Source organism: Methylobacterium sp. E-005, assembly GCF_022829725.1.
In the GTDB taxonomy this organism is placed as follows: domain Bacteria; phylum Pseudomonadota; class Alphaproteobacteria; order Rhizobiales; family Beijerinckiaceae; genus Methylobacterium.
Window position 1 is genome coordinate 1 of the sequence record NZ_JAKSYG010000053.1, and the last position, 18,915, is coordinate 18,915.

The 18,915-nt window shown below is 67.3% G+C and carries 21 protein-coding genes and 1 pseudogene; 10 read left to right on the forward strand and 12 right to left on the reverse strand.

Annotated elements, in window-relative coordinates:
• From MKK88_RS04985 to MKK88_RS05000, 4 genes are all read right to left on the reverse strand, one after another.
• Positions 1–211, reverse strand: a 211-nt coding sequence (locus MKK88_RS04985) for a hypothetical protein (protein WP_243997497.1), incomplete at its 3' end; no start/stop codon positions are given.
• Between the two features lie 220 nt (positions 212–431).
• Positions 432–3,590 (reverse strand): efflux RND transporter permease subunit, encoded by a 3,159-nt coding sequence (locus MKK88_RS04990; RefSeq protein ID WP_243997498.1) that lies wholly within the window; start codon positions 3,588–3,590, stop codon positions 432–434.
• Positions 3,591–3,608: 18 nt separating this feature from the next.
• Positions 3,609–4,910, reverse strand: a complete 1,302-nt coding sequence (locus tag MKK88_RS04995; protein ID WP_409566620.1) for an efflux RND transporter periplasmic adaptor subunit — start codon at positions 4,908–4,910, stop codon at positions 3,609–3,611.
• A gap of 128 nt (positions 4,911–5,038) precedes the next feature.
• The gene (locus MKK88_RS05000) at positions 5,039–5,491 is read right to left on the reverse strand and encodes a hypothetical protein (RefSeq protein ID WP_243997500.1); all 453 of its coding nucleotides are present in this window, start codon (positions 5,489–5,491) and stop codon (positions 5,039–5,041) included.
• A gap of 170 nt (positions 5,492–5,661) precedes the next feature.
• Between MKK88_RS05000 and MKK88_RS05005 the strand changes: the two genes are divergently transcribed.
• The 5 genes and pseudogenes from MKK88_RS05005 to fghA all read left to right on the forward strand — a co-directional run bounded on the left by MKK88_RS05005 (position 5,662) and on the right by fghA (position 9,552).
• Positions 5,662–6,222 carry a L,D-transpeptidase gene (locus MKK88_RS05005; protein WP_243997501.1) on the forward strand — a complete coding sequence of 187 codons (561 nt, stop codon included), beginning with the start codon at positions 5,662–5,664 and terminating at the stop codon, positions 6,220–6,222.
• 115 nt (positions 6,223–6,337) lie between these two features.
• Entirely contained in the window at positions 6,338–6,553 is a 216-nt protein-coding gene (locus tag MKK88_RS05010) for a hypothetical protein (RefSeq protein ID WP_243997502.1), read from the forward strand.
• Between the two features lie 238 nt (positions 6,554–6,791).
• Positions 6,792–6,972: pseudogene (locus MKK88_RS05015) on the forward strand (IS630 family transposase); the annotation flags it as partial.
• 396 nt (positions 6,973–7,368) lie between these two features.
• Positions 7,369–8,505 (forward strand): S-(hydroxymethyl)glutathione dehydrogenase/class III alcohol dehydrogenase, encoded by a 1,137-nt coding sequence (locus tag MKK88_RS05020; RefSeq protein ID WP_243997503.1) that lies wholly within the window; start codon positions 7,369–7,371, stop codon positions 8,503–8,505.
• A gap of 213 nt (positions 8,506–8,718) precedes the next feature.
• A complete protein-coding gene (gene fghA, locus MKK88_RS05025; protein ID WP_243997504.1) occupies positions 8,719–9,552 on the forward strand; it encodes an S-formylglutathione hydrolase in 834 nt (277 codons plus the stop codon).
• A 524-nt stretch (positions 9,553–10,076) separates the two neighbouring features.
• On the opposite strand, the gene MKK88_RS34225 is transcribed toward fghA, so the two are convergent.
• Positions 10,077–10,316, reverse strand: coding sequence for a DUF3658 domain-containing protein (locus tag MKK88_RS34225; protein ID WP_409566621.1), 240 nt, complete (start codon positions 10,314–10,316; stop codon positions 10,077–10,079).
• A 66-nt stretch (positions 10,317–10,382) separates the two neighbouring features.
• On the opposite strand from MKK88_RS34225, the gene MKK88_RS05030 reads away from it, so the two are divergent.
• From MKK88_RS05030 to MKK88_RS05035, 3 genes are all read left to right on the forward strand, one after another.
• Entirely contained in the window at positions 10,383–10,661 is a 279-nt protein-coding gene (locus MKK88_RS05030; protein WP_243997505.1) for a hypothetical protein, read from the forward strand.
• Between the two features lie 42 nt (positions 10,662–10,703).
• Positions 10,704–10,835 (forward strand): hypothetical protein, encoded by a 132-nt coding sequence (locus MKK88_RS33740; protein ID WP_279602082.1) that lies wholly within the window; start codon positions 10,704–10,706, stop codon positions 10,833–10,835.
• A gap of 66 nt (positions 10,836–10,901) precedes the next feature.
• Positions 10,902–11,111, forward strand: coding sequence for a hypothetical protein (locus MKK88_RS05035; RefSeq protein WP_243997506.1), 210 nt, complete (start codon positions 10,902–10,904; stop codon positions 11,109–11,111).
• 402 nt (positions 11,112–11,513) lie between these two features.
• Here the strand turns inward: MKK88_RS05035 and MKK88_RS05040 are convergent, their stop codons facing one another.
• The 7 genes from MKK88_RS05040 to MKK88_RS05070 form a co-directional block, all read right to left on the reverse strand.
• Complete coding sequence (locus MKK88_RS05040) at positions 11,514–11,882, reverse strand: hypothetical protein (protein WP_243997507.1); 369 nt, start codon at positions 11,880–11,882, stop codon at positions 11,514–11,516.
• A 149-nt stretch (positions 11,883–12,031) separates the two neighbouring features.
• Entirely contained in the window at positions 12,032–12,244 is a 213-nt protein-coding gene (locus MKK88_RS05045) for a hypothetical protein (RefSeq protein ID WP_243997508.1), read from the reverse strand.
• 441 nt (positions 12,245–12,685) lie between these two features.
• A complete protein-coding gene (locus MKK88_RS05050; RefSeq protein WP_243997509.1) occupies positions 12,686–12,838 on the reverse strand; it encodes a hypothetical protein in 153 nt (50 codons plus the stop codon).
• Between the two features lie 514 nt (positions 12,839–13,352).
• The gene (locus MKK88_RS05055; RefSeq protein ID WP_243997510.1) at positions 13,353–13,616 is read right to left on the reverse strand and encodes a hypothetical protein; all 264 of its coding nucleotides are present in this window, start codon (positions 13,614–13,616) and stop codon (positions 13,353–13,355) included.
• A gap of 133 nt (positions 13,617–13,749) precedes the next feature.
• Positions 13,750–13,947, reverse strand: a complete 198-nt coding sequence (locus MKK88_RS05060) for a hypothetical protein (RefSeq protein WP_243997511.1) — start codon at positions 13,945–13,947, stop codon at positions 13,750–13,752.
• A gap of 42 nt (positions 13,948–13,989) precedes the next feature.
• Positions 13,990–14,352, reverse strand: a complete 363-nt coding sequence (locus MKK88_RS05065; protein ID WP_243997512.1) for a DUF6481 family protein — start codon at positions 14,350–14,352, stop codon at positions 13,990–13,992.
• Between the two features lie 106 nt (positions 14,353–14,458).
• Positions 14,459–14,668, reverse strand: a complete 210-nt coding sequence (locus MKK88_RS05070) for a cold-shock protein (RefSeq protein WP_243997513.1) — start codon at positions 14,666–14,668, stop codon at positions 14,459–14,461.
• Between the two features lie 445 nt (positions 14,669–15,113).
• Between MKK88_RS05070 and MKK88_RS05075 the strand changes: the two genes are divergently transcribed.
• Positions 15,114–16,625, forward strand: a complete 1,512-nt coding sequence (locus tag MKK88_RS05075; protein ID WP_243997652.1) for an ATPase domain-containing protein — start codon at positions 15,114–15,116, stop codon at positions 16,623–16,625.
• Entirely contained in the window at positions 16,625–18,673 is a 2,049-nt protein-coding gene (locus MKK88_RS05080; RefSeq protein WP_243997514.1) for an ATP-binding protein, read from the forward strand. The genes MKK88_RS05075 and MKK88_RS05080 overlap by 1 nt, the downstream gene beginning before the upstream one ends.
• The last annotated feature ends 242 nt before the right edge of the window (positions 18,674–18,915 follow it).

An 18,915-nucleotide genomic window follows, 5' to 3' on the forward strand; every position in this document is an offset into this window, starting at 1 on the left:
GCAGCACCGATAGGAAAGACCCCGGATAGAAGGACACCTCCAGCACGGGGTCGGTGGCGATGCCGCCGAGCACGCCGGTGCCGGTCGCGGGTTGACCGTGGAAGGCGGGGCCGGGGGCGATGACGGGCGGGAGCAGGGCGAGGATGTAGGCGAGCGAGGGCTTCTCGAGCGGGCGGGACGGGAGCGGAGGCGCCGCGGGGGCCGCTTGCACCACCGAGGTGCGGGGCTGCGAGAGGGGCGGCGCGGGGTCCACGCGCCGGGCGGCGTGGTCGGGCGTGGCGAGCGCGGGTGCAGTACAGAGCGATGGCCTTCATGAAGGGCGGACGTCAGCCGGAATCCGGTTTGGCATCACCTGAAACCCTTCGGGGGCCACCCTCCCCCGCAGAGGGGGGAGGGAGACCCGCGCTTCTCTCAGTACACTGAGGTGCAGCTTACTCCGCCGCCACCCGCGCCGGCTCGTGGCGCACCTCAGCTTCCGCCCGCTCCCCCTCCGCCACCGCCGTCCGCCGGAACAGGCGCATCACGACGACAAAAAACACCGGCACGAAGAACACCGCCAGCACGGTCGCGGTGATCATGCCGCCCATCACGCCGGTGCCGATCGCCTGCTGGCTCTTCGAGGCGGCGCCGGTGGCGATGGCCAGCGGCACCACGCCGAAGATGAAGGCGAGCGAGGTCATCACGATCGGCCGGAACCGGAGCGTCGCCGCCTCGATCGCGGCTTGCACCACCGAGGTGCCGGGCTTCCAGAGGTCCTTGGCGAATTCCACGATCAGGATCGCGTTCTTGGCCGAGAGGCCGATGATCGTGATCAGCCCGATCTTGAAGTACACGTCGTTGGGCATGCCGCGCAGGTACACGGCCGCCAGCGCGCCGATCACGCCGAGCGGAATCACCAGCATCACCGAGACCGGGATGGCCCAGCTCTCGTAGAGCGCGGCGAGGCACAGGAACACGATCACCACCGAGAGCGCCAGCAGCAGGGTCGCTTGGCTCCCCGCCTGCTTCTCCTGGTAGGACTGGCCGGTCCAGGCGTAGCCGAAGCCCTTGGGCAGCTGGAGCATCAGCCGCTCCATCTCGGCGATCGCGTCACCCGACGTGTAGCCGGGGTTCGGCTCGCCGGTGAAGCGCACCGACTGGTAGCCGTTGTAGCCGACGATCTGGCTCGGCCCCATGCCCCATTTCAACTCGGCGAAGGACGACATCGGCACCATCGTCCCCGTGGCGTTCTTCACCGCGTAGTTGAGGATGTCGGACGCGTTCATGCGCTGGAGCTGCTCGGCCTGCACGTAGACCCGCTGCATCTTGCCCCGGTTGGGGAAATCGTTCGGGTAGACCGAGCCGAGGTTGAGCTGGATCGTGGCGTTGATGTCCTCGTACTTCACGCCCAAAGCCGCCGCCTTCTCGCGGTCGATGACCAGCTCGGCCTGCGGGGTCGGGGGCAGGCCCTCGATCTTCACCTTCTGGAGGATCGGGCTGCCCTGCGCGAGCTTCAGCAGTTGCTCCTGGGCCCCCAGAAGCGCCGCGTATCCGCGGTTCGCCCGGTCCTGCAGGCGGAACGAGAAGCCCGCCGCGTTGCCGAGGTTGTCCACCGGCGGCGGTTCCTGGGCGTCCACCGTGGCATCCCGGTAGTTGGCCAGCGCCGCGTTGGTGTTGGCCACCAGCGCGGCGGCCGAACTCTTGGCGTCGCGCTCGGACCAGGGCTTGAGGGTCACGAAGGCCTGGCTGGTGCTAGGCGCCTGCCCTGAGAACGAGTAGCCGTTGAGCATCGTCACGGTGGCGACGCCGGGCTGCGCCAGCAGGTACTCCTCGACCTTGCGGACCGCCTCCTGGGTGCGGTTGTAGGAGGCGCCGGGCGGCGTCTGGATGTCGACCGTGAAGAAGCCCTGATCCTCCACCGGCAGGAAGCCCTCCGGCAGGTTGACGAAGGCGTAAGCGGTCCCCGCCACCAGGGCGAGGTAGACCAGCATCACCCGGCCGGACTTGCGGATGAAGGCCGCGGTGCCACGGCCGTAGCGGGCGGTCTCCCGGTCGACGAACCGGTTGAACATCCCGAACACGCCGCCCTTGGCATGGCCGTGGCCCTTGGCGACCGGCTTGAGGAAGGTCGCGCAGAGCGCGGGCGTCAGCGACAGGGCGAGCAGCGCGGAGAACGCGATGGAGGTAACCATCGCGATCGAGAACTGCCGGTAGATGATGCCCACCGAGCCGGGGAAGAACGCCATCGGCACGAACACCGCCATCAGCACCAGGGTGATGCCGATGATCGCGCCCGTGATCTGCCCCATGGCCTTCTTGGTGGCTTCCTTGGGGGGCAGCCCCTCCTCGTTCATGATCCGCTCGACGTTCTCCACCACCACGATGGCGTCGTCGACCAGGATGCCGATGGCCAGCACCATGCCGAACATGGTGAGCACGTTCACCGAGAAGCCGGCGAGCCACATCACCGTGACGGTGCCCATCAGGGCGATCGGCACCACGATGGTGGGGATCAGGGTGTAGCGGATGTTCTGCAGGAACAGGAACATCACGAGGAAGACCAGCACCACCGCCTCGACCAGCGTGTGCAGCACCTTCTCGATCGAGGCTTCCACCGCCGGGGTGATGTCGTAGGGGATGTCCCACTTCAGGTCCGGCGGGAAGAACTGGGACAGCTCGACCATCTTGGCGCGGATCGCCTTGGCGGTCTCCAGCGCGTTGCCGTCGGGGGCGAGGGTCACCGAGATGCCGGCGGCCGGGCCGCCGTTGAGGCGCGTGGAGAACTGGTAGGCGTCGCCGCCGAGCTCGATCCGGGCGACGTCGCGCAGGCGCACGTTCGAGCCGTCGGGATTGGCCCGCAGCACGATGGCGCCGAACTCCTCGATCGTGCCGAGCTGGCCCTTCACGATGATCGGCATGGTGAGCGCCGTCCCGGTCGGGCTCGGCTGCGCGCCGACCGCCCCGGAGGCGACCTGGACGTTCTGGTTGCGGATCGCCTCGGTGACCTCCGAGGCGTTGAGCGACAGCCCGCGCAGCTTGTCGGGATCGACCCAGACCCGGAGCGACCGCTCGGTGGAGTAGAGGGTCGCGCGGCCGACGCCGGGGATGCGGCGAATCTCGTTGATGACGTTGCGGATCAGGAAGTCGCCGAGGCCCACCTCGTCCATCGACCCGTCCTTGGAGACGAGGGTGATGATGTTGAGGGTCGCGGCCGAGGCCTCCTCCACGAGGATGCCGTTCTGGCGCACCTCAGCCGGAAGGCGCGCCTCCACGCGCTTCAACCGGTTCTGCACCTCCACCGAGGCGAGCGACGGGTCGGTGCCGGGCTGGAAGGTGGCGGTGATGTTGACCGAGCCGAACGAGTCGGTGGTCGACTCGAAGTTCATGATGTTGGCGGCGCCGTTCAGCTCATCCTCGATGAGCCGGGTGGTGCCGACGTAGAGGCTCTCCACCGAGGCCCCCGGATAGGCCGTCGAGAGCGCGATGGAGGGCGGGGCGATCACCGGATACTGCGCCACCGGCAGGTTCGGGATGGCGAGTGCGCCGCCCAGGCAGATGAACAGGGCCACCACCCAGGCGAAGACCGGCCGGTCGATGAAGAAGCGTGCCATGGTCGGGGTCTCCCGCGATCAGTGACGCTGGGCGGCGGCGCGCTGCGCCGCGTTCGCCGTGTCGCCCGCATTCTTGTCGCCCGGCGCGTCGGATGCCTCGTCGGCATCGTGCTTCGGGCCGGTCTCGCCATGGACCGGGGTCTGATCGAGGGGCTTCACCTTGGCGCCCACGGTGATCTTCTGGAAGCCGTCGACCACGACCCGCTCGCCGGCCTTGAGCCCGGACCGGATCAGCCAGTTCTGGCCGACCACCGGCCCGACCTCGACGGGCTGGCGCATCACGGTCTCGTCGGCGCGGACCACCCAGACCTCGGCGCGGCCGTCATCGGTACGCTGGATCGCCTGCTGCGGCACCGCGATCGCGTCGGAATCGATGCCCTGCTTGATCCGCGCCCGGACGTACATGCCGGGGAAAAGCTCGTCGTGCGGGTTCGGGAACTGCACCCGCAAAGTGACCTGCCCGGTGCTCGGGTCGGCGGTGACGTCCGAAAACAGCAGGCGGCCGGCCAGCGGGTAGAGGGAATTGTCGTCCATGATCAGGTGGACGTTGGCGGTGTTGTCCTCCAGCCGCGCCAGCTCGCCGCTGGCGAGGTCCCGGCGCAGGCGGTTGAGTTCGCCCACCGATTGCGTGATGTCGACGTAGATCGGGTCGAGCTGCTGAATCGTGGCGAGCGCCCCCATGGCGCCGGGCTCGATCAGCGTGCCCTCGGTCAGCAGCGCCCGGCCGATGCGGCCGGTGATCGGCGCGCGCACATCGGTCCAGTCGAGGTTGAGCTGCGCCTTCTGGCGGCTCGCCTTGGCGCCTGCCACCTCGGCCTCGGCCTGCTTCTTGGCCGCGAAGGCCGCATCGTACTGCGCTTGGCTGGCGGTGGCGCGGGAGAGCAGCTGCTCAAGCCGGTCGGCCTGCTGGCGGGCCAGCACCTGGGCGGCCTCCTGGCGGGCCAGCGCCGCGTCGGCGCTGGCAAGTTCGACCTCGTAGGGGGCGGGGTCGATCTTGTAGAGGATGTCCCCCTCCTTGACCATGCTGCCCTGCTCGAACAACCGCTTGACCACGAGGCCGGACACCCGGGCGCGAACCTCGGCGATGCGCATCGGCGCGACGCGGCCCGGCAGGTCACGCAGGTACGGGATCGCCTGGGGCTCCACCTTGACGTAGCCGACCTCCGGCACGGGCGGGGCCGGTGCGGCGGCCTGCTTCGGGTTGCAGGCCGCAAGGCCGAGGAGAAACAGGGCCGCGGGCAGGATCGCCGCGGCGCGGCGCGGAAACGGGAGTCGGGCGGGAAGATTACGGGTCACGAGTACCGACGCTCCTGAAAGCATGCGTCTGCAAGGCGGCGCGGAGCATGGGCCCGCGCATCGTCGAGGCGAATCCCGGGGCCGATCCGCGACCGGCCGGGGGTGATCCGGACAGGCACACCCCGCGTCGGCCGTCCGGCCGAGGGCGCGCGTCAGACCAGCCGCGGGGGCCGGTGCAGCGAGCCGTCCGGCACGGAGGCCGGCACGGCATCGGACCTGTAATCGAACGATGCGGAGACAGTGTGTCCAGGCCGCGGCGCCTCAACCGGCGGTCGTGGCAGACCCAGCTCGGTGAAAATCTCGCTGTCGGCGGCACAGAGGTCGGTGCGTCCGAGACCCGAACGCTCGGCCTCGGGCTGCGCATCCGGTGTGCCCGACAGGATCGCCATGCGGGCACCCGCGACGGCGCAGGCCGGCCCCTCCACCCGCGCGGCCTCAGTCGGCGCAGGCATGGCAATCACCGCCACCGTCGCGAGGACGAGCAGCGCCAGCACGGCGAGGCCCCGGACGAGGCGCTCCGGCGCGCCCGCGACACGGCGGGCCAGGAGGGCGGCGGATTGGATCACGAACTTGAGATAAGCATGGCCGTCACCGGGTTCAATCACCCATGGCGTCGCGCCGTCCGGTCCCTGTTGCACGAAAGCAACGACCACGCCCGGAAGAACCCTCCCCGGCAGCCCGGCCTCAACCTTGCCGCGAAGTCGGGGCCGGGTTCGGCGCATGACCGAGCGGCCGCCGCCGAGGCCTGCGCCGCAATCAAGGAGGGATGGAAACCATGTCGAGACAGATCGCGATGCTCGCGCTCGCGGGTGCCCTGCTGGGGAGCACGCCCGCGTCCGCCGGCCCGCTGGACAGCGGGCCGATCGCGGATTTCCTGAATGTCTTCCGCAGTCAGGCAATCCCACGCGAGACGATTGGCTGGAACAGCACCGAGAAGCCCGGCACCATCGTGATCTCCACCCGCCAACGCCGGCTCTATTACATTCTCGGTAACAGCGAGGCGATCCGCTACGGCGTCGGCGTCGGCCGTCAGGGCTTCTCCTGGTCCGGCACCAAGACCGTGACGATGAAGAAGGAATGGCCGGCTTGGCGCCCGCCGCAGCAGATGCTGGCCCGCCGCCCGGACCTGCCGCGCTACATGGCCGGCGGCCAGGACAATCCGTTGGGCGCCCGCGCCCTCTATCTCGGCTCCTCGCTCTACCGGATCCACGGCTCCAACGAGCCGGACACGATGGGCGCGGCGGTCTCCTCCGGCTGCATCCGCATGACCAACAAGGACGTGGTCGATCTCTACGATCGGGTCCGCGTCGGCACCAAGGTGGTCGTGCGCGATTGATTGTGCGCGCGCAGGACGTTTGTCGGCAGGCGCGGGGAGTGTGTCGGCCTGGGGGCGCAAAGTTTGTCGGCACGCGTCCAGGCCAGCCTGATCATTGAGTTCCGGCCCCGAATGCGTGAGCGGGTTTCTTTGCGCCCGGGGCATTGAGCCCGCGCCGGACAAGCGCGACGTTGACGCGTTCGTCTACGACTGGGACGACGCCTTCGTCGCCGAGGCGCTCCGCCACGGGCTTGGCGCGGTGGCTGTCGCCGACCATCACGATGGCGCCTTCCTCCCCGACGTCATCGCGGCCGCGAAGCGGCTCGGGCCGGTGTTCGGCCCGCCTCGGTGAACCCGCCGTGGAAGTCCTGCGTCAGGCGTCTCTGGCCGACGAGGCGCGCATCATGCACATGCCGCCGCAACCGCCGACCAACCGCGTCGTCAGGATCGCGATCCGCTCCAGCATCACCGGTGCCGATACGCGCGTCATCCTCGTCAACAAGGGCTTCACCGCGTTCATCGGCGGCCAGGGTTCGGGGACGAGCGCCGTCCTGAAGTTCTTGCGCTTGGGCCTCGGCAAGTCCGATGGCGGTCAGGCGCTGGCCCAGCGGGCCCGGATCGTGCTGGCCTGCGCCGAGCCCGGCTCCACGAACGGGGGCGTCGCCCACAGCCTCGGGGTCAGCTGTCGAAGCATCACGACGTGGCGCGTGCTTCCTCGCCCGCCGCTTCGACAGTCTCGTCGACCTGCCACGCTCCGATGCGCCACGTCGTGACCAGCGGTCTGCAAAATCCGACGTTTGGCGCGAACCGATCCGAGGGAGGATCCAAGGGGGGATCCAAACGAGATGGGCGCCGGACTCCCGGGAAGGCGGAGGCGCAATCGGCACCGGCTCTCCCCGGCCGGTAGTGAGAGCGTTGAAACCCGTGATCCGGGTTTTCGGGAGGGTGCGATCCAGGGTCGCGAGTTCGCACGGGCCCCGGTCGGCGCGGAGGGGACCCATGTCCCGGACCTACGGAAACGTGGATGCAGACGTTGCATCCGGGCACAAGAAGCATCACACACGCGACAGATTCTCGGACCGTTCGGTGCGCAGCCCTTGAGTGAGGTGCGCCGAAGAGTCGGCAGTTCGGCGCCGTCCGTGATCATCCAGACAATAGGAATCCGTGATGAAGACGCGCGCCGCGGTCGCGTGGGAGGCGAAGAAGCCCCTCACAATCGAGACTATCGACATCGAGGGACCCAAGGCTGGCGAGGTTCTCGTCGAGTTGATGGCCACCGGGATCTGCCACACCGACGCCTACACCCTCTCGGGCCTCGATTCCGAGGGCAAGTTCCCGGCAATCCTTGGCCACGAGGGCGCAGGCATCGTCCGCGAGGTCGGCGCCGGCGTCACCACGCTGAAGCCCGGCGACCACGTCATCCCGCTCTACACACCGGAATGCCGCAACTGTAAGTCCTGCCTCTCCCAGCGCACGAACCTGTGCACCGCGATCCGGGCGACCCAGGGCCAGGGCGTGATGCCGGACGGCACGAGCCGCTTCTCCTGCGTCTCCACCGGCGGCAGCCCCGCCGGATCGAGCACCGTGTTCCACTACATGGGCTGCTCGACCTTCTCGAACTTCACGGTGCTGCCCGCCATCGCGCTGGCCAAAATCCGCGAGGACGCCCCGTTCGACAAGATCTGCTACATCGGCTGCGGCGTGACCACCGGCATCGGCGCGGTGATCTACACCGCCAAGGTCTGGCCGGGCGCCAACGTGGTGGTCTTCGGCCTCGGCGGCATCGGCCTCAACGTTCTCCAGGCTGCCCGCATGGTCGGGGCTGACAAAATCATCGGCGTCGACATCAACCCGGAGAAGCAGGCCATGGCCCGCAAATTCGGTATGACCGACTTCATCAATCCGACCGAGGTTGGAACCGACAAGGTGGTTCAGGCCATCGTCGATCTCACCGGCGGGGGCGCCGACTTCTCCTTCGATTGTACCGGCAACGTCCATGTGATGCGCCAAGCCCTCGAGTGCTGCCATCGCGGCTGGGGCGAGTCGATCGTCATTGGCGTGGCCGAGGCCGGCCGCGAGATCTCGACCCGTCCGTTCCAACTCGTCACCGGTCGCGTCTGGAAGGGCTCGGCCTTCGGCGGCGCGCGCGGTCGCACGGACGTGCCGAAGATCGTCGACTGGTACATGGAGGGCAAGATCAACATCGATGATCTGATCACCCACACGATGCCGCTCGAAGACATCAATCACGGCTTCGACCTGATGCACGAGGGCAAGTCGATCCGGTCCGTCGTCGTCTACTGAGCAGGATGGGCGCGGATCCTTTCCTCTGGGTCTGAGGATCCGCGCCCCCTCCGGCTGTTCCCCTCGCGAGGGACGCCCGCATCCTGCCCTGAGCCCACGCGGGAGACTGGCACGCGGCGAGCGATCCAAACGTCGCTGGGCTCCGTCAAAAGCTGTCCCACACCATCCAGCCCCGCGCGGGGCTTTCGCCTCCCGGGTAGGAGAACAAAGCTGATGGAAACCATCTCGAAGGCCCGCGCCCATGGCGGCACGCAGGGTGTCTACAAGCACGATGCGCAGACCACGCAATGCGCGATGACGTTCGCGGTGTTCGTACCGCCCCAGGCCGAGAACGGCCCGGTCCCGGTGCTGTGGTACCTGTCGGGCCTCACCTGCACGCACGCCAACGTCATGGACAAGGGCGAGTACCGGGCCGCAGCCGCCGAGCAGGGCGTGATCATCGTGGCTCCCGATACCAGCCCGCGCGGCCCCGGCATCCCCGACGAGGACGGCAATTGGCAGTTCGGCTCCGGCGCCGGCTTCTACCTGGACGCCACGCAGGCGCCCTATGACACGAATTACCGGATGTGGAGCTACATCACGGAAGAGCTGCCCGCGCTCATCGCGAAGGAATTCCCCGCCGACATGACCCGTCAGGGCATCTTCGGGCATTCCATGGGCGGACACGGGGCGCTCACCATCGCGCTCACCTACCCGGAGCGCTTCAAGTCCTGCTCCGCATTCGCGCCGATCGCCCAGCCCTCCACGGCCGGCTGGTCGAAGCCGGCCTTCGAAAAGTATCTCGGTTCCGACCCGGTCGCCTGGCGCGCCCACGACGCCACCGCGCTGATCGAGGACGGCAAGCGCTTCCCCGAGTTCCTGGTGGATCAGGGCACCGCCGACAGCTTCCTTCAGGACGGCCTTCGCCCCTGGCTGCTGGAAGAGGCCTGCAAGAAGGCCGGCATCGCCCTGACCCTCAACATGCGCGAGGGCTACGACCATTCCTACTTCTTCATCTCGACCTTCATGGCCGACCATATTGCCTGGGCGGCCGCGCGCCTGAAGTGATCGTGCCACACCCGCAACGCCGTCGGGGAGCAATGCCCCCGACATCGGGTGCAAGGTGCCGTCCAGGGCGCCTGCGGGTGGGCGCGATCCGACCGCGTTCTGAAAGCCCTGGCGACCCGCAGCATGCCGGAGATCGATCGGGGGGCTCGTCCGCTTGTCCGGCAAGCTCTCTGCGAAGCGGACCTTCGACGTCCGGCCATCGTCGGCCGGCGCCCAGCACCCCGGCGAACGTCTCAGAGGGGTGGTTTTCTGCCGGTCGGCACTGAGGGATCAGCGGCGCAGAAGAGGACGTTCGCGCAATCCGCCGTTGAGATCCGCCTCGAAGGCCTCAGTAGGCGGGCACCGGGCGGCGCCAGCTTCGACATCTCAGGCTGGTAACCGCGCAGCAGGCTTCCTGACCTCGTGCTCGCGCAGACCCGGTCCCGCTCCCTCGATCTCACGACCTCCTGCCTCTCCAAGAGCCGGGAGACGACCGAACAGAACGATGTCGCGGACCACCTGACCGGGTGGGTCAACCGCGTCGGTCAGTGTTGCAGGGTGCGCCCGATCACTTTTGCAGCGACTTCCCAGTCTCGTGTGGCTTGGGAGATGAGCACGGCGTCGAAGTGCGTAAGTGGCGCCGATACCAAGCGGCCGTCGCGCACGATGCGCAGCGGTGCATCCTGGTTCCTCAATGCCGCCCACGCAGCAGCGCGGAACGGCGCCGGGCTCCGTCCGAGCGGGCTATCTTTGTCCGGCCGAAGGGCGCAGTATGCCGATATCACCGGATTGGTTGATCCAGGCTCCGGTGGCTGAGGGTTCGTGCCCCCGCCTGCGACGGACAGGCGCGCATGGCTGACCTCATCAAGTTTCCTGTCATCCGCCGCTCACGGCACGCGCGCCGCGCCTATCAGGTGCATCGGTTCGCCCAAAGCGGCGGCGTGATCGCATCCCGTATCATCACGGCCCGCGACGACGTCGACGCAAAGCGGCAGGCGGCGGATTTGGCCGCGGGGGATCGCGCCGAACTCTGGGCGGGCCCCCGCCTCGTGGCCGTGATCTGCGCGATTGAAAATCCGATCGCGACGTCGATCCGGTTGCTTGCGGACCGGCCGCCGACGGGATTGTGAGACGATTCTATCCGGCTTCACAGCAAATCCAGGAGCGCGACCATGGCGACGGACAAGAAGCGCGGAAATCGTGAGACCAAGAAGCCGAAAAAGCCCGTGCCCAAGACCAACGCGGCGGCCCCCTCGACCAAGGGCACGGTCGCGGCTGCCATGAAGACCGGCGGGCGAGGCTGAGGAGATGCGCGACCGCTACAATCGGCCCCGATGGTAGAGCCCGGCCGACCGCGCCTATGCCCGGTGATGCGGAAGCTGATCACCGTGGTCCTCCACATGTCGCAGCATCCCGGCCTTCAGGAGCGGGGCCTGCTGATCGATCGCCTTACGGACCTCGAAGCGGAGGGCATCGCCCGGGATGTCCCGCGGCGGACCGTGGAGGCGATCCGGGCGACGCGGTTGAAGTTGCGCGTCGAGGGCCTGATGCCCAGGACGCCCCTGCCGCGAGGCCATTGATGGATCTGGACATGACTGATGGCGATGCGGGCTTGGTATAACGCCGGGCGCTCGTCAGCAGGGCGAACCGGGCCGATCTCGCTTCAGCACAGGACATCCTGCTTCGGGCGATCCTGCATGAGGATGATGCGGAACGACGGACAACGATCCTCGATGGGCTGAGCGCTCAGCTCACCGGAGCAGCACGCCTTCCGCACAGCGCTGCCCGCGATGATCGAGCGGACACGCGCGATGGCAAAATCGACGGGGCGATGACGTCCCCCGTGGCACGGATAGTTCCGGAGTCACGCAATGCGGACCCGGGAATTCGACGGCCCCCGGCGATCTCGCTGAACCTCTCCGCCCACGAGCGCTACCGTCATCGACGACGTTGCGCCGGCTCCTGCCGCAGGCGATCTGTCGTCAGATCCCGATGCTTGCTGCGCCGGCGTTGGCAGCCTGCTGGATCGTCGCGCCATTCCTCAATGCCATGGCGATGGCGATCGACATGGTGTCGATGGCGAGGGCACGGTCCTGTCCGTAGTCATAGGAGCTGTTTCGTCCCGAACTCAGCCGCGCATAGTAGGCATCGGGAAACGCCTGATCGACCCGTGTTCTGAGGAGCCGCACAGCGGCGGCATAGCGATCTTCGAAGGTCCGGGCTTTTTCAGCCGACGCCCCCTCGAAGGTTCCGTTCTCCTTCTGCTTGGCGATCGCGCCGGACCTGCGCGCATCCGCGCTGCCGAGGAAGAAGTGAATTGTTTTGGAGATCAACCACCGGATGACGGGCATCGGAATCTCCTGAATGGGCAGGGTCGAACGCCCCCAGTTGGCCGCGATAGCAATCCCGAGGATCTCTAAGATTCGAGAGGTCGGCGGCGTTCAGTGCCACGTTGCCATTCTGTGCGGATCACCGCGAAACACATCTCGGCTGGCTTTCGTCACGGCAGCACGCTCTGTGGTCCCGGATACACCAAGAGGGCCCCGCGCTCGGATACTTTCCAAACCGGGAACGATCCCTCGTGAACGAACATCGCAAAACCTTCGACGGTTTCCGGTCGATCGAAGTCCCGGACGTCCTGCACGGCGCGGCCGACGATGCAGGCCGCATCCGGCGCATCGGCTGTCGGGGAGCGGCTATCCAACGAGAACATCACGCCGGATCGATCGGGCCTGAGCGCGTCCGGAAGTGAGTCGATCCGGCGCCATAGGCAATGCCATCGGGCGCAGGCCTCCGGGCGCTCAGGGTAGATGCCGCAACCTGTTCCGGTGTTGTGGCGGCAGATCATGCCCGCGGGCTTGTCGAGAGCCTGAATCTCCAGAACGCGACAGCACACCGTGCAGGTACCGCATGATCGATCCGGGGCGGAGGGAGCGGCAGACCTTGGAACTGCTTCTCGTGCGCCGCCGCGGACGCGTGTGTCGCTCGTAATCGGCCTGCCCTCGTGGAAAATGTCGATGCGGTTTGGGGCGTACGGGCAGCCCGCCTGCGGGGATGCCGAGGACGTGCTGTCAGGACGCGCGCTCCGCAATCGAGCCGGCCCGGGACTGGGCCCGGCGCCCGCGGGGCGGCAGGCGCCCCGGGGCCCGCGTCCTCAGGCCTTCTGCGGTGGCCTGCCAGTCTTGGCTCTGATCTTCGGTTCAGGGGCGACAGATTCAGGCTTGTTGGCCAAGAGGCGCTTGACGCGCTCGTTGAAGTCCTCGGGCGTGACCGCCTGGGCTTTGCCGGTCGTGAATTCGCGTGCCATGTTGGTTGGTCTCCGCTTCGTCGCCCAAAGCACGGGATTGCGCGGAGGGATTACGAGGCTATGCGCCTTCCTGGATCGAAGCACCACTGCCAATTCTTGAAGCTTGCGGCGGGGCGCCGGAACTTCACGGACGTGAACAGCGAGGCCTGTTCGTACGCCCGGTCTACGCCGCCGGACGTCTCACATGCCGCCATGCCGCGATTGCACAGCGTCGCGCCTCGAAGGTCGTGCGCAGCCGCGAGCCGGGCTCACCCTGCCGTTCGGCACTGAAGCCGTGGAGCAGAACCGCGTCCGGTCCGAAAACCCGTCGCATTTCGGCGCGCCAGAGGCGATCCGTGACGGTAAGGGCGCCCTCGGTCTCCGCGAGGTGATCTCTATCCACAGCCGACCTCCTCAGTTCACCGCCTCCTCTCACAACGCGATGTCCTGTCCAGAGGTCCAGCTCGACCGTGAGAATTGCTTCGGCCGCGGCCCCTTTCGGAGCTTTGCTGCGGCGTCGGACAGAGCGATCGGCTCAGAGCGCCCGCGCGAGACCGGCTTCCAGATCGAGGGCGCTGGCCGTCTGCTGGGACAGGCGAACACCCGTCGTCTCGACGGTCGCGTCCGCCTTCACCGCGTGGCGCACGATGGCCAGCGCTTCGTCTTCGGATGTGGTGATCGCGACGTAGAACATCACCAAGTGCCCGGACAATTCCGCCTCATCGGGTCGCGTCACCTTGAGGATGAAGGCCGTCTGGTTGGGCTCGATCATCGCCGCTTCGGGCGAATGCGTAGGCATATTCGTCATCGCGAGCTTCAACGACCTTGTTTGCACGCTGCCCGTCGCATTTCCACGCGGCCAGCAACCCCTGGCGAATGGCACGGTGCAGGAAGTCGTCTTTCCGTCAGAAGGACCGGTCGGCCGGAAACAGTCAGGACGCGCGCGTAAGCTCGCCCTCGCGCACGGCACGCTCGCCGCCCGCGGACCGGATTCGATAGGTCGGCTCGCCGGAACGGTCGTCCGGCATCAGCCGGACGATTTCGAAGAGGCCATCGACGATGCTCTTCCCCCCGGCGTAGCTGACCCCCAGCTGCCGGACCTGCTGGCCGATCTTGAACTTGTGCGACATGGGGCTTCCTCCGGGTGATGGCGTTTGCTGGCCGGGGTCGACTTACCGGCGAGCCCGCGCCTTGCGGGCCGCAAACCGTGCGTCGCGCGCGGCCTTCTGCTCGGAGGCCAGGGCAGCCTGTCGGTCCGCCTTCGCCGCAGCCTCACGGACGCGCTCGGCGGCGGCTTCCGCCTCCGCAGCCAGAACCTCAGCCTCGCGCGCGGCCTGCGCCGCGAGACGGGCAGCTTCCCGCTCGGTCGATCGCACCTCCCGCGCCTCAACGACCGCGTGCCGCGCCGCCTGACGGGCGAGGACGGCCGGATCATCGGCTGCGGGGCGCGCCTGGAAGCGAGCCAGTGTGGCCTGACGCGCTTTGGCCGTCGCTTCGAGACGATCGACGAGTTGGTCGCTTTTGAAGGGGTTCACGGACTCTCCTGAGGCGCACCGGAGTTCATCTCCGGAGCATGAAATCGAAAAAGCCGCCCCCCAACGGGAACGGCTTCGAAGCGCGTCACGGACGGACGCGCGATGCTCAGGCGGCCTGAAGGCTGCCGGCTGACTGTTTGCCGCTCCGGCGGTCGGTCTCCATCTCGTAGGAAACCTTCTGGCCCTCGCTCAGGCCCTGCATGCCGGCGCGCTCGACGGCGGAGATGTGTACGAACACGTCCTTGCCGCCGTCATCCGGCTGGATGAAGCCGAAGCCTTTGGTGTCGTTGAACCATTTAACGGTGCCGATAGCCATCAGTAATCCATATCAAGTTAGGCAAATAATTGGGCCGGGCGCATGGATCGCACGCGCTCAGTCGCTGGTCGTCGAGAATGGGAGAGATGCAGATCGCTCGCCCTGTTGAGGCGATACGGCCGGATATCTGGCCAAAAGTCGATAAATCACTTGTACGCCATCGGCGCCACAATAGCAACAGCGCGCAAAAATCATGTACTTCATGACGTCCCGCGCCAGAATTATTTATCCCACAATGCCGTCTCGAGGGCGCTTTCGGACAGCTCAGCCGAAGTACGGAATCGATTTCCCGGGCCGCCCGATCCCAAGACCCACTGCAGCGGCCGCGCCCGTGCGAACCGGTTGCGACGAATCCGACGTGCCCGCGTTGACGTCGGAATTCATTTCTCCAGGTGCCCTGAGCCAACGGTACGGCCGCCGGATGCCGACATCTCTTGGGTACGCCATGATTGACTCACCAACAAAGACCACACCCGGTATTCGCGATGTCCTCTCGACCGGGATCGCTGGTCTCGACGAGATTCTAGGGGGTGGCCTGACGCGCGGTCGGATCTACCTGCTCGAAGGAACCCCTGGGACCGGCAAGACCACGGTGGGGCTCCAGTTTCTCCTGAACGGCGCGGCGCGGGGAGAGAAGTGCCTGTATGTGACCTTGTCGGAGAGCGTCGACGAGTTGCAGTCGGCCGCGAGCTCGCACGGCTGGTCCCTGGACGGAATCGAGCTCCACGAACTCGTCAACGAACTGGGGCTCGACCCGGATAGCGAGCAGTCCGTCCTGCATCCCTCCGAAGTCGAGTTGGGGGAAACGGTCCGCGAGGTGATCGAGCGCATCGACGAACTCTGCCCCGCCCGGGTCGTGTTCGACAGCCTGTCCGAGCTTCGCCTGCTCGCCCAGAATCCCCTGCGGTACCGTCGCCAGATCCTGGCGCTGAAGCAGATGTTTTCCTCGCGTGGATGCACGGTGCTCCTGCTCGACAATGGTACCGCCGACGTCCAGCTGCACAGTATCGCCCATGGCGTCATCATGCTGGAACAGACCCGGCGCGGCTTCGGGGCTGCGCGGCGGCGCCTGAACGTCCTGAAGATGCGGGGCGTCAAGTTCCACGGCGGTCTGCACGACTTCAGTCTCGACACCGGTGGCGTGGAGGTCTTTCCCAGCCTCGTGGCCGACGATCATGGTGCCAGATTCCCGATGACCCCCGCCTCGACAGGCTCGAAGGAACTCGATGCTCTGCTGGGTGGCGGTCTGGCCCCGGCCACCAACACCCTGCTGCTGGGCCCGTCCGGCGTGGGCAAGACCACCACGGCCGTCCGCTGTATGCTGGAGGCCTTGGATCGCGGGGAGAAAGCGTCCTACTTCCTGTTCGACGAGGGACGTCAGACACTGCTGACGCGGGCCCGGTCGTTGGGCATGGATCTGGACGCCCACATCGCGACCGGAAGCCTGATCATCGACGAGATCGAACCGGCCGAATTCTCGCCGGGGGAGTTCGCCTGCCGGGTTCGGAAATCCGTGGAAACGGGCGGCGCGCGCTTCGTCGTGTTCGACAGCCTGAACGCGTATATCCACGCCATGCCGGGGGAGGAGTACCTCGTTCTGCAGATGCATGAATTGCTGAATTACTTGAACCAGAAGGACGCGACGACACTCTTGGTGCTCGGACAACACGGCGTCGTCGGGGACGTCCGGTCCGATATCGACCTCAGCTATCTCAGCGACGGGATTGTGCTGTTCCGGTACTTCGAAGCAGCCGGAGAGGTGCGCACCGCCCTGTCGGTCCTGAAGAGCCGGGTCAACGCGCACGAGCGATCGATCAGAGAACTCAGATTGTCGCCGATCGGGCTCCAGGTCGGTGAAGTCCTGACCGATTTCATGGGGGTCCTGTCCGGTCTGCCCACTTACGGCGGGGACAGCCCGCTGCTGACGGACGGGTCGAAGCCGGCCGAGGCGCTCTGATGGCCACCTCTCAGATGGAGGAGGACCGCGTTCTCATCCTCGCCCCGCGGGGGCGCGACGCCATCGTCGTGTCGGATCTGCTGACGAAATCCGGCCACGCCGTCTCGGTCTGCCGGAACAGCGCTGAATGGCCGGACGCGCTCAGCAGATCGGCGGCGACTTCGATCGTGACAGAAGAGGCCCTTCTGGAGGTCGACGCCCGCGAACTCGACGCGTGGGTCGCGGCGCAGCCGCCGTGGTCCGATTTCCCGTTCGTGATGCTGGCGACGAAGCAGGCCGGACGACGGACCGTCCGGGCCGCTGCCGTCATCGAGCGTCTCGGCAATGTCGTGCTGCTCGAACGGCCGATCAACGCCGAAACCTTGGTCAGTGCCGTGTCGTCGGCGCTGCGGGTCCGTCGACGGCAGTACCAAGCACGCGCCCATATCCAGGAACGCGAGGACGCCCAGGACCGCCTGCGAGCGGCGAACGAGATGCTGGAACGACGCGTCGAGGAACGTACGCGCGCGGTCGAGGCGGCTCGCGAGACCCTGGCCTTCGCGCTGGATTCGGCCGGGATGGGCTCGTGGGATCTCGACCTCGTCCACGACACGGCGCGGCGGTCGCACAGGCATGATGCCATCTTCGGCTACAACGAGCCGCTGCCATCCTGGGGCCGGGCCGATTTCCTGAGCCATGCCGTCGCCGAGGACCGGGACCTGGTGGAGGCCGCCTTCGAGCGCGCCTTCCAGACCGGGTTGCTCGATCTCGAATGCCGCATCCGCCGCGCGGACGGCACGGTCCGGTGGATCGCCGCCAAGGGCAGGGCCGAGTATCGCGACGATGGGAAGCCGACGCGCATGGCCGGCATCGTTCTCGACCGGACCGAGCAGCGCAACACCGAGGAAGCACTCCGACAGGCGCAGAAGATGGAGGCGATCGGTCAACTGACCGGGGGGGTCGCCCATGACTTCAACAACCTCCTCACCGTCATCGTCGGGGGGCTCGACATGATGCTGCGCAAGCCGGAGAACACCGAGCGGGTCGTGCGTCTGGCGGAGGCCGCGATGAACGCGGCCCGGCGCGGCGAGCAACTGACGCAGCAACTCCTGGCCTTCTCCCGGCGGCAGATGCTGCGGCCCCAGACCCTGAACCCGAACCGCCTGCTGATCGACTTCAGGCCGCTGGCCGAGCGTGCCGCCGGCGGGGCCGTCGAGGTCGTCTTCGATCTCGACCCCGCCCTCGATCCGATCCGCATCGACCCGGCGCAGTTCGAGGCGGCGGTCCTCAACCTCGTCGTGAATGCCCGCGACGCGATGGAGGGACGCGGATCACGGATCGTTGTGCGAAGCCGGAACGTGCATCTCGATACCGCGGCTGTGGCTGACCGCGGCGTGCCGCCGGGGGCCTTCGTCGAGGTGTCGGTGACCGACCGGGGCAGCGGCATGCCCCCCGAGACTCTGGCCCGGGTGTTCGAGCCGTTCTTCACCACCAAGGAGGTCGGCAAGGGTACGGGGCTCGGCCTGTCCCAGGTCTACGGGTTCACGCGCAGCGCCGGAGGGTTCGTGGGCATCGACACCGAGATCGGCGCCGGCACGACCTTCCGGCTCTTGTTTCCCCGCTCGACCGATCCCGCCGGCGAGGAGGTCGGGGCCGGCGGAGTCGGCAACCTACCCCTGCGCCGCGCGATCGAGGGCGATACGGTGCTCCTGGTCGAGGACGACGAGCAGGTGCTGGGGATGGCGGTCGAGAGCCTGGAGGAACTCCACTACCGGGTCGTGGTCGCCAGGAACGCGGCCGAGGCGCTGATCCAGCTCCAGGGCGTCGAGCGGATCGACATCCTGTTCTCCGACGTGATGATGCCCGGCGGCATGAACGGATCGGAGCTCGCCCTCGAGGCACGGCGGCTTCGTCCCGGCCTCAAGGTGCTCCTCACCTCCGGCTACGTCGCAAATCTGGACGAAGGGCAGGTCCTCGGCAGTGGCGATACGCCCGTCCTCAACAAGCCATACCGCCGTGATGAGCTTGCACGGTCGCTGCGTCTTGTCCTCGGCGGAAAGGCCTCCTGACGCGCCCTCGGCGGCCCCGAGCATCGGGCCGAGCTTGCCCGCGTGGGATGTGAGGTGACGAGGTCCGTCCGGTTTTTCGGCTTGCTTTCTCCAAAGCGGTCATTCCGCCAGACTCCGTCACGCCAAATCGCCCGAGCGCGCAAAACCGGACGCCCGGCCGGGTGCCCGATCAGGACATCCAACCGACTGCTGCAGCCCCTCAAGACGGGACCCAGCGGGTCAGATCCTGTGGCGCGCGATGA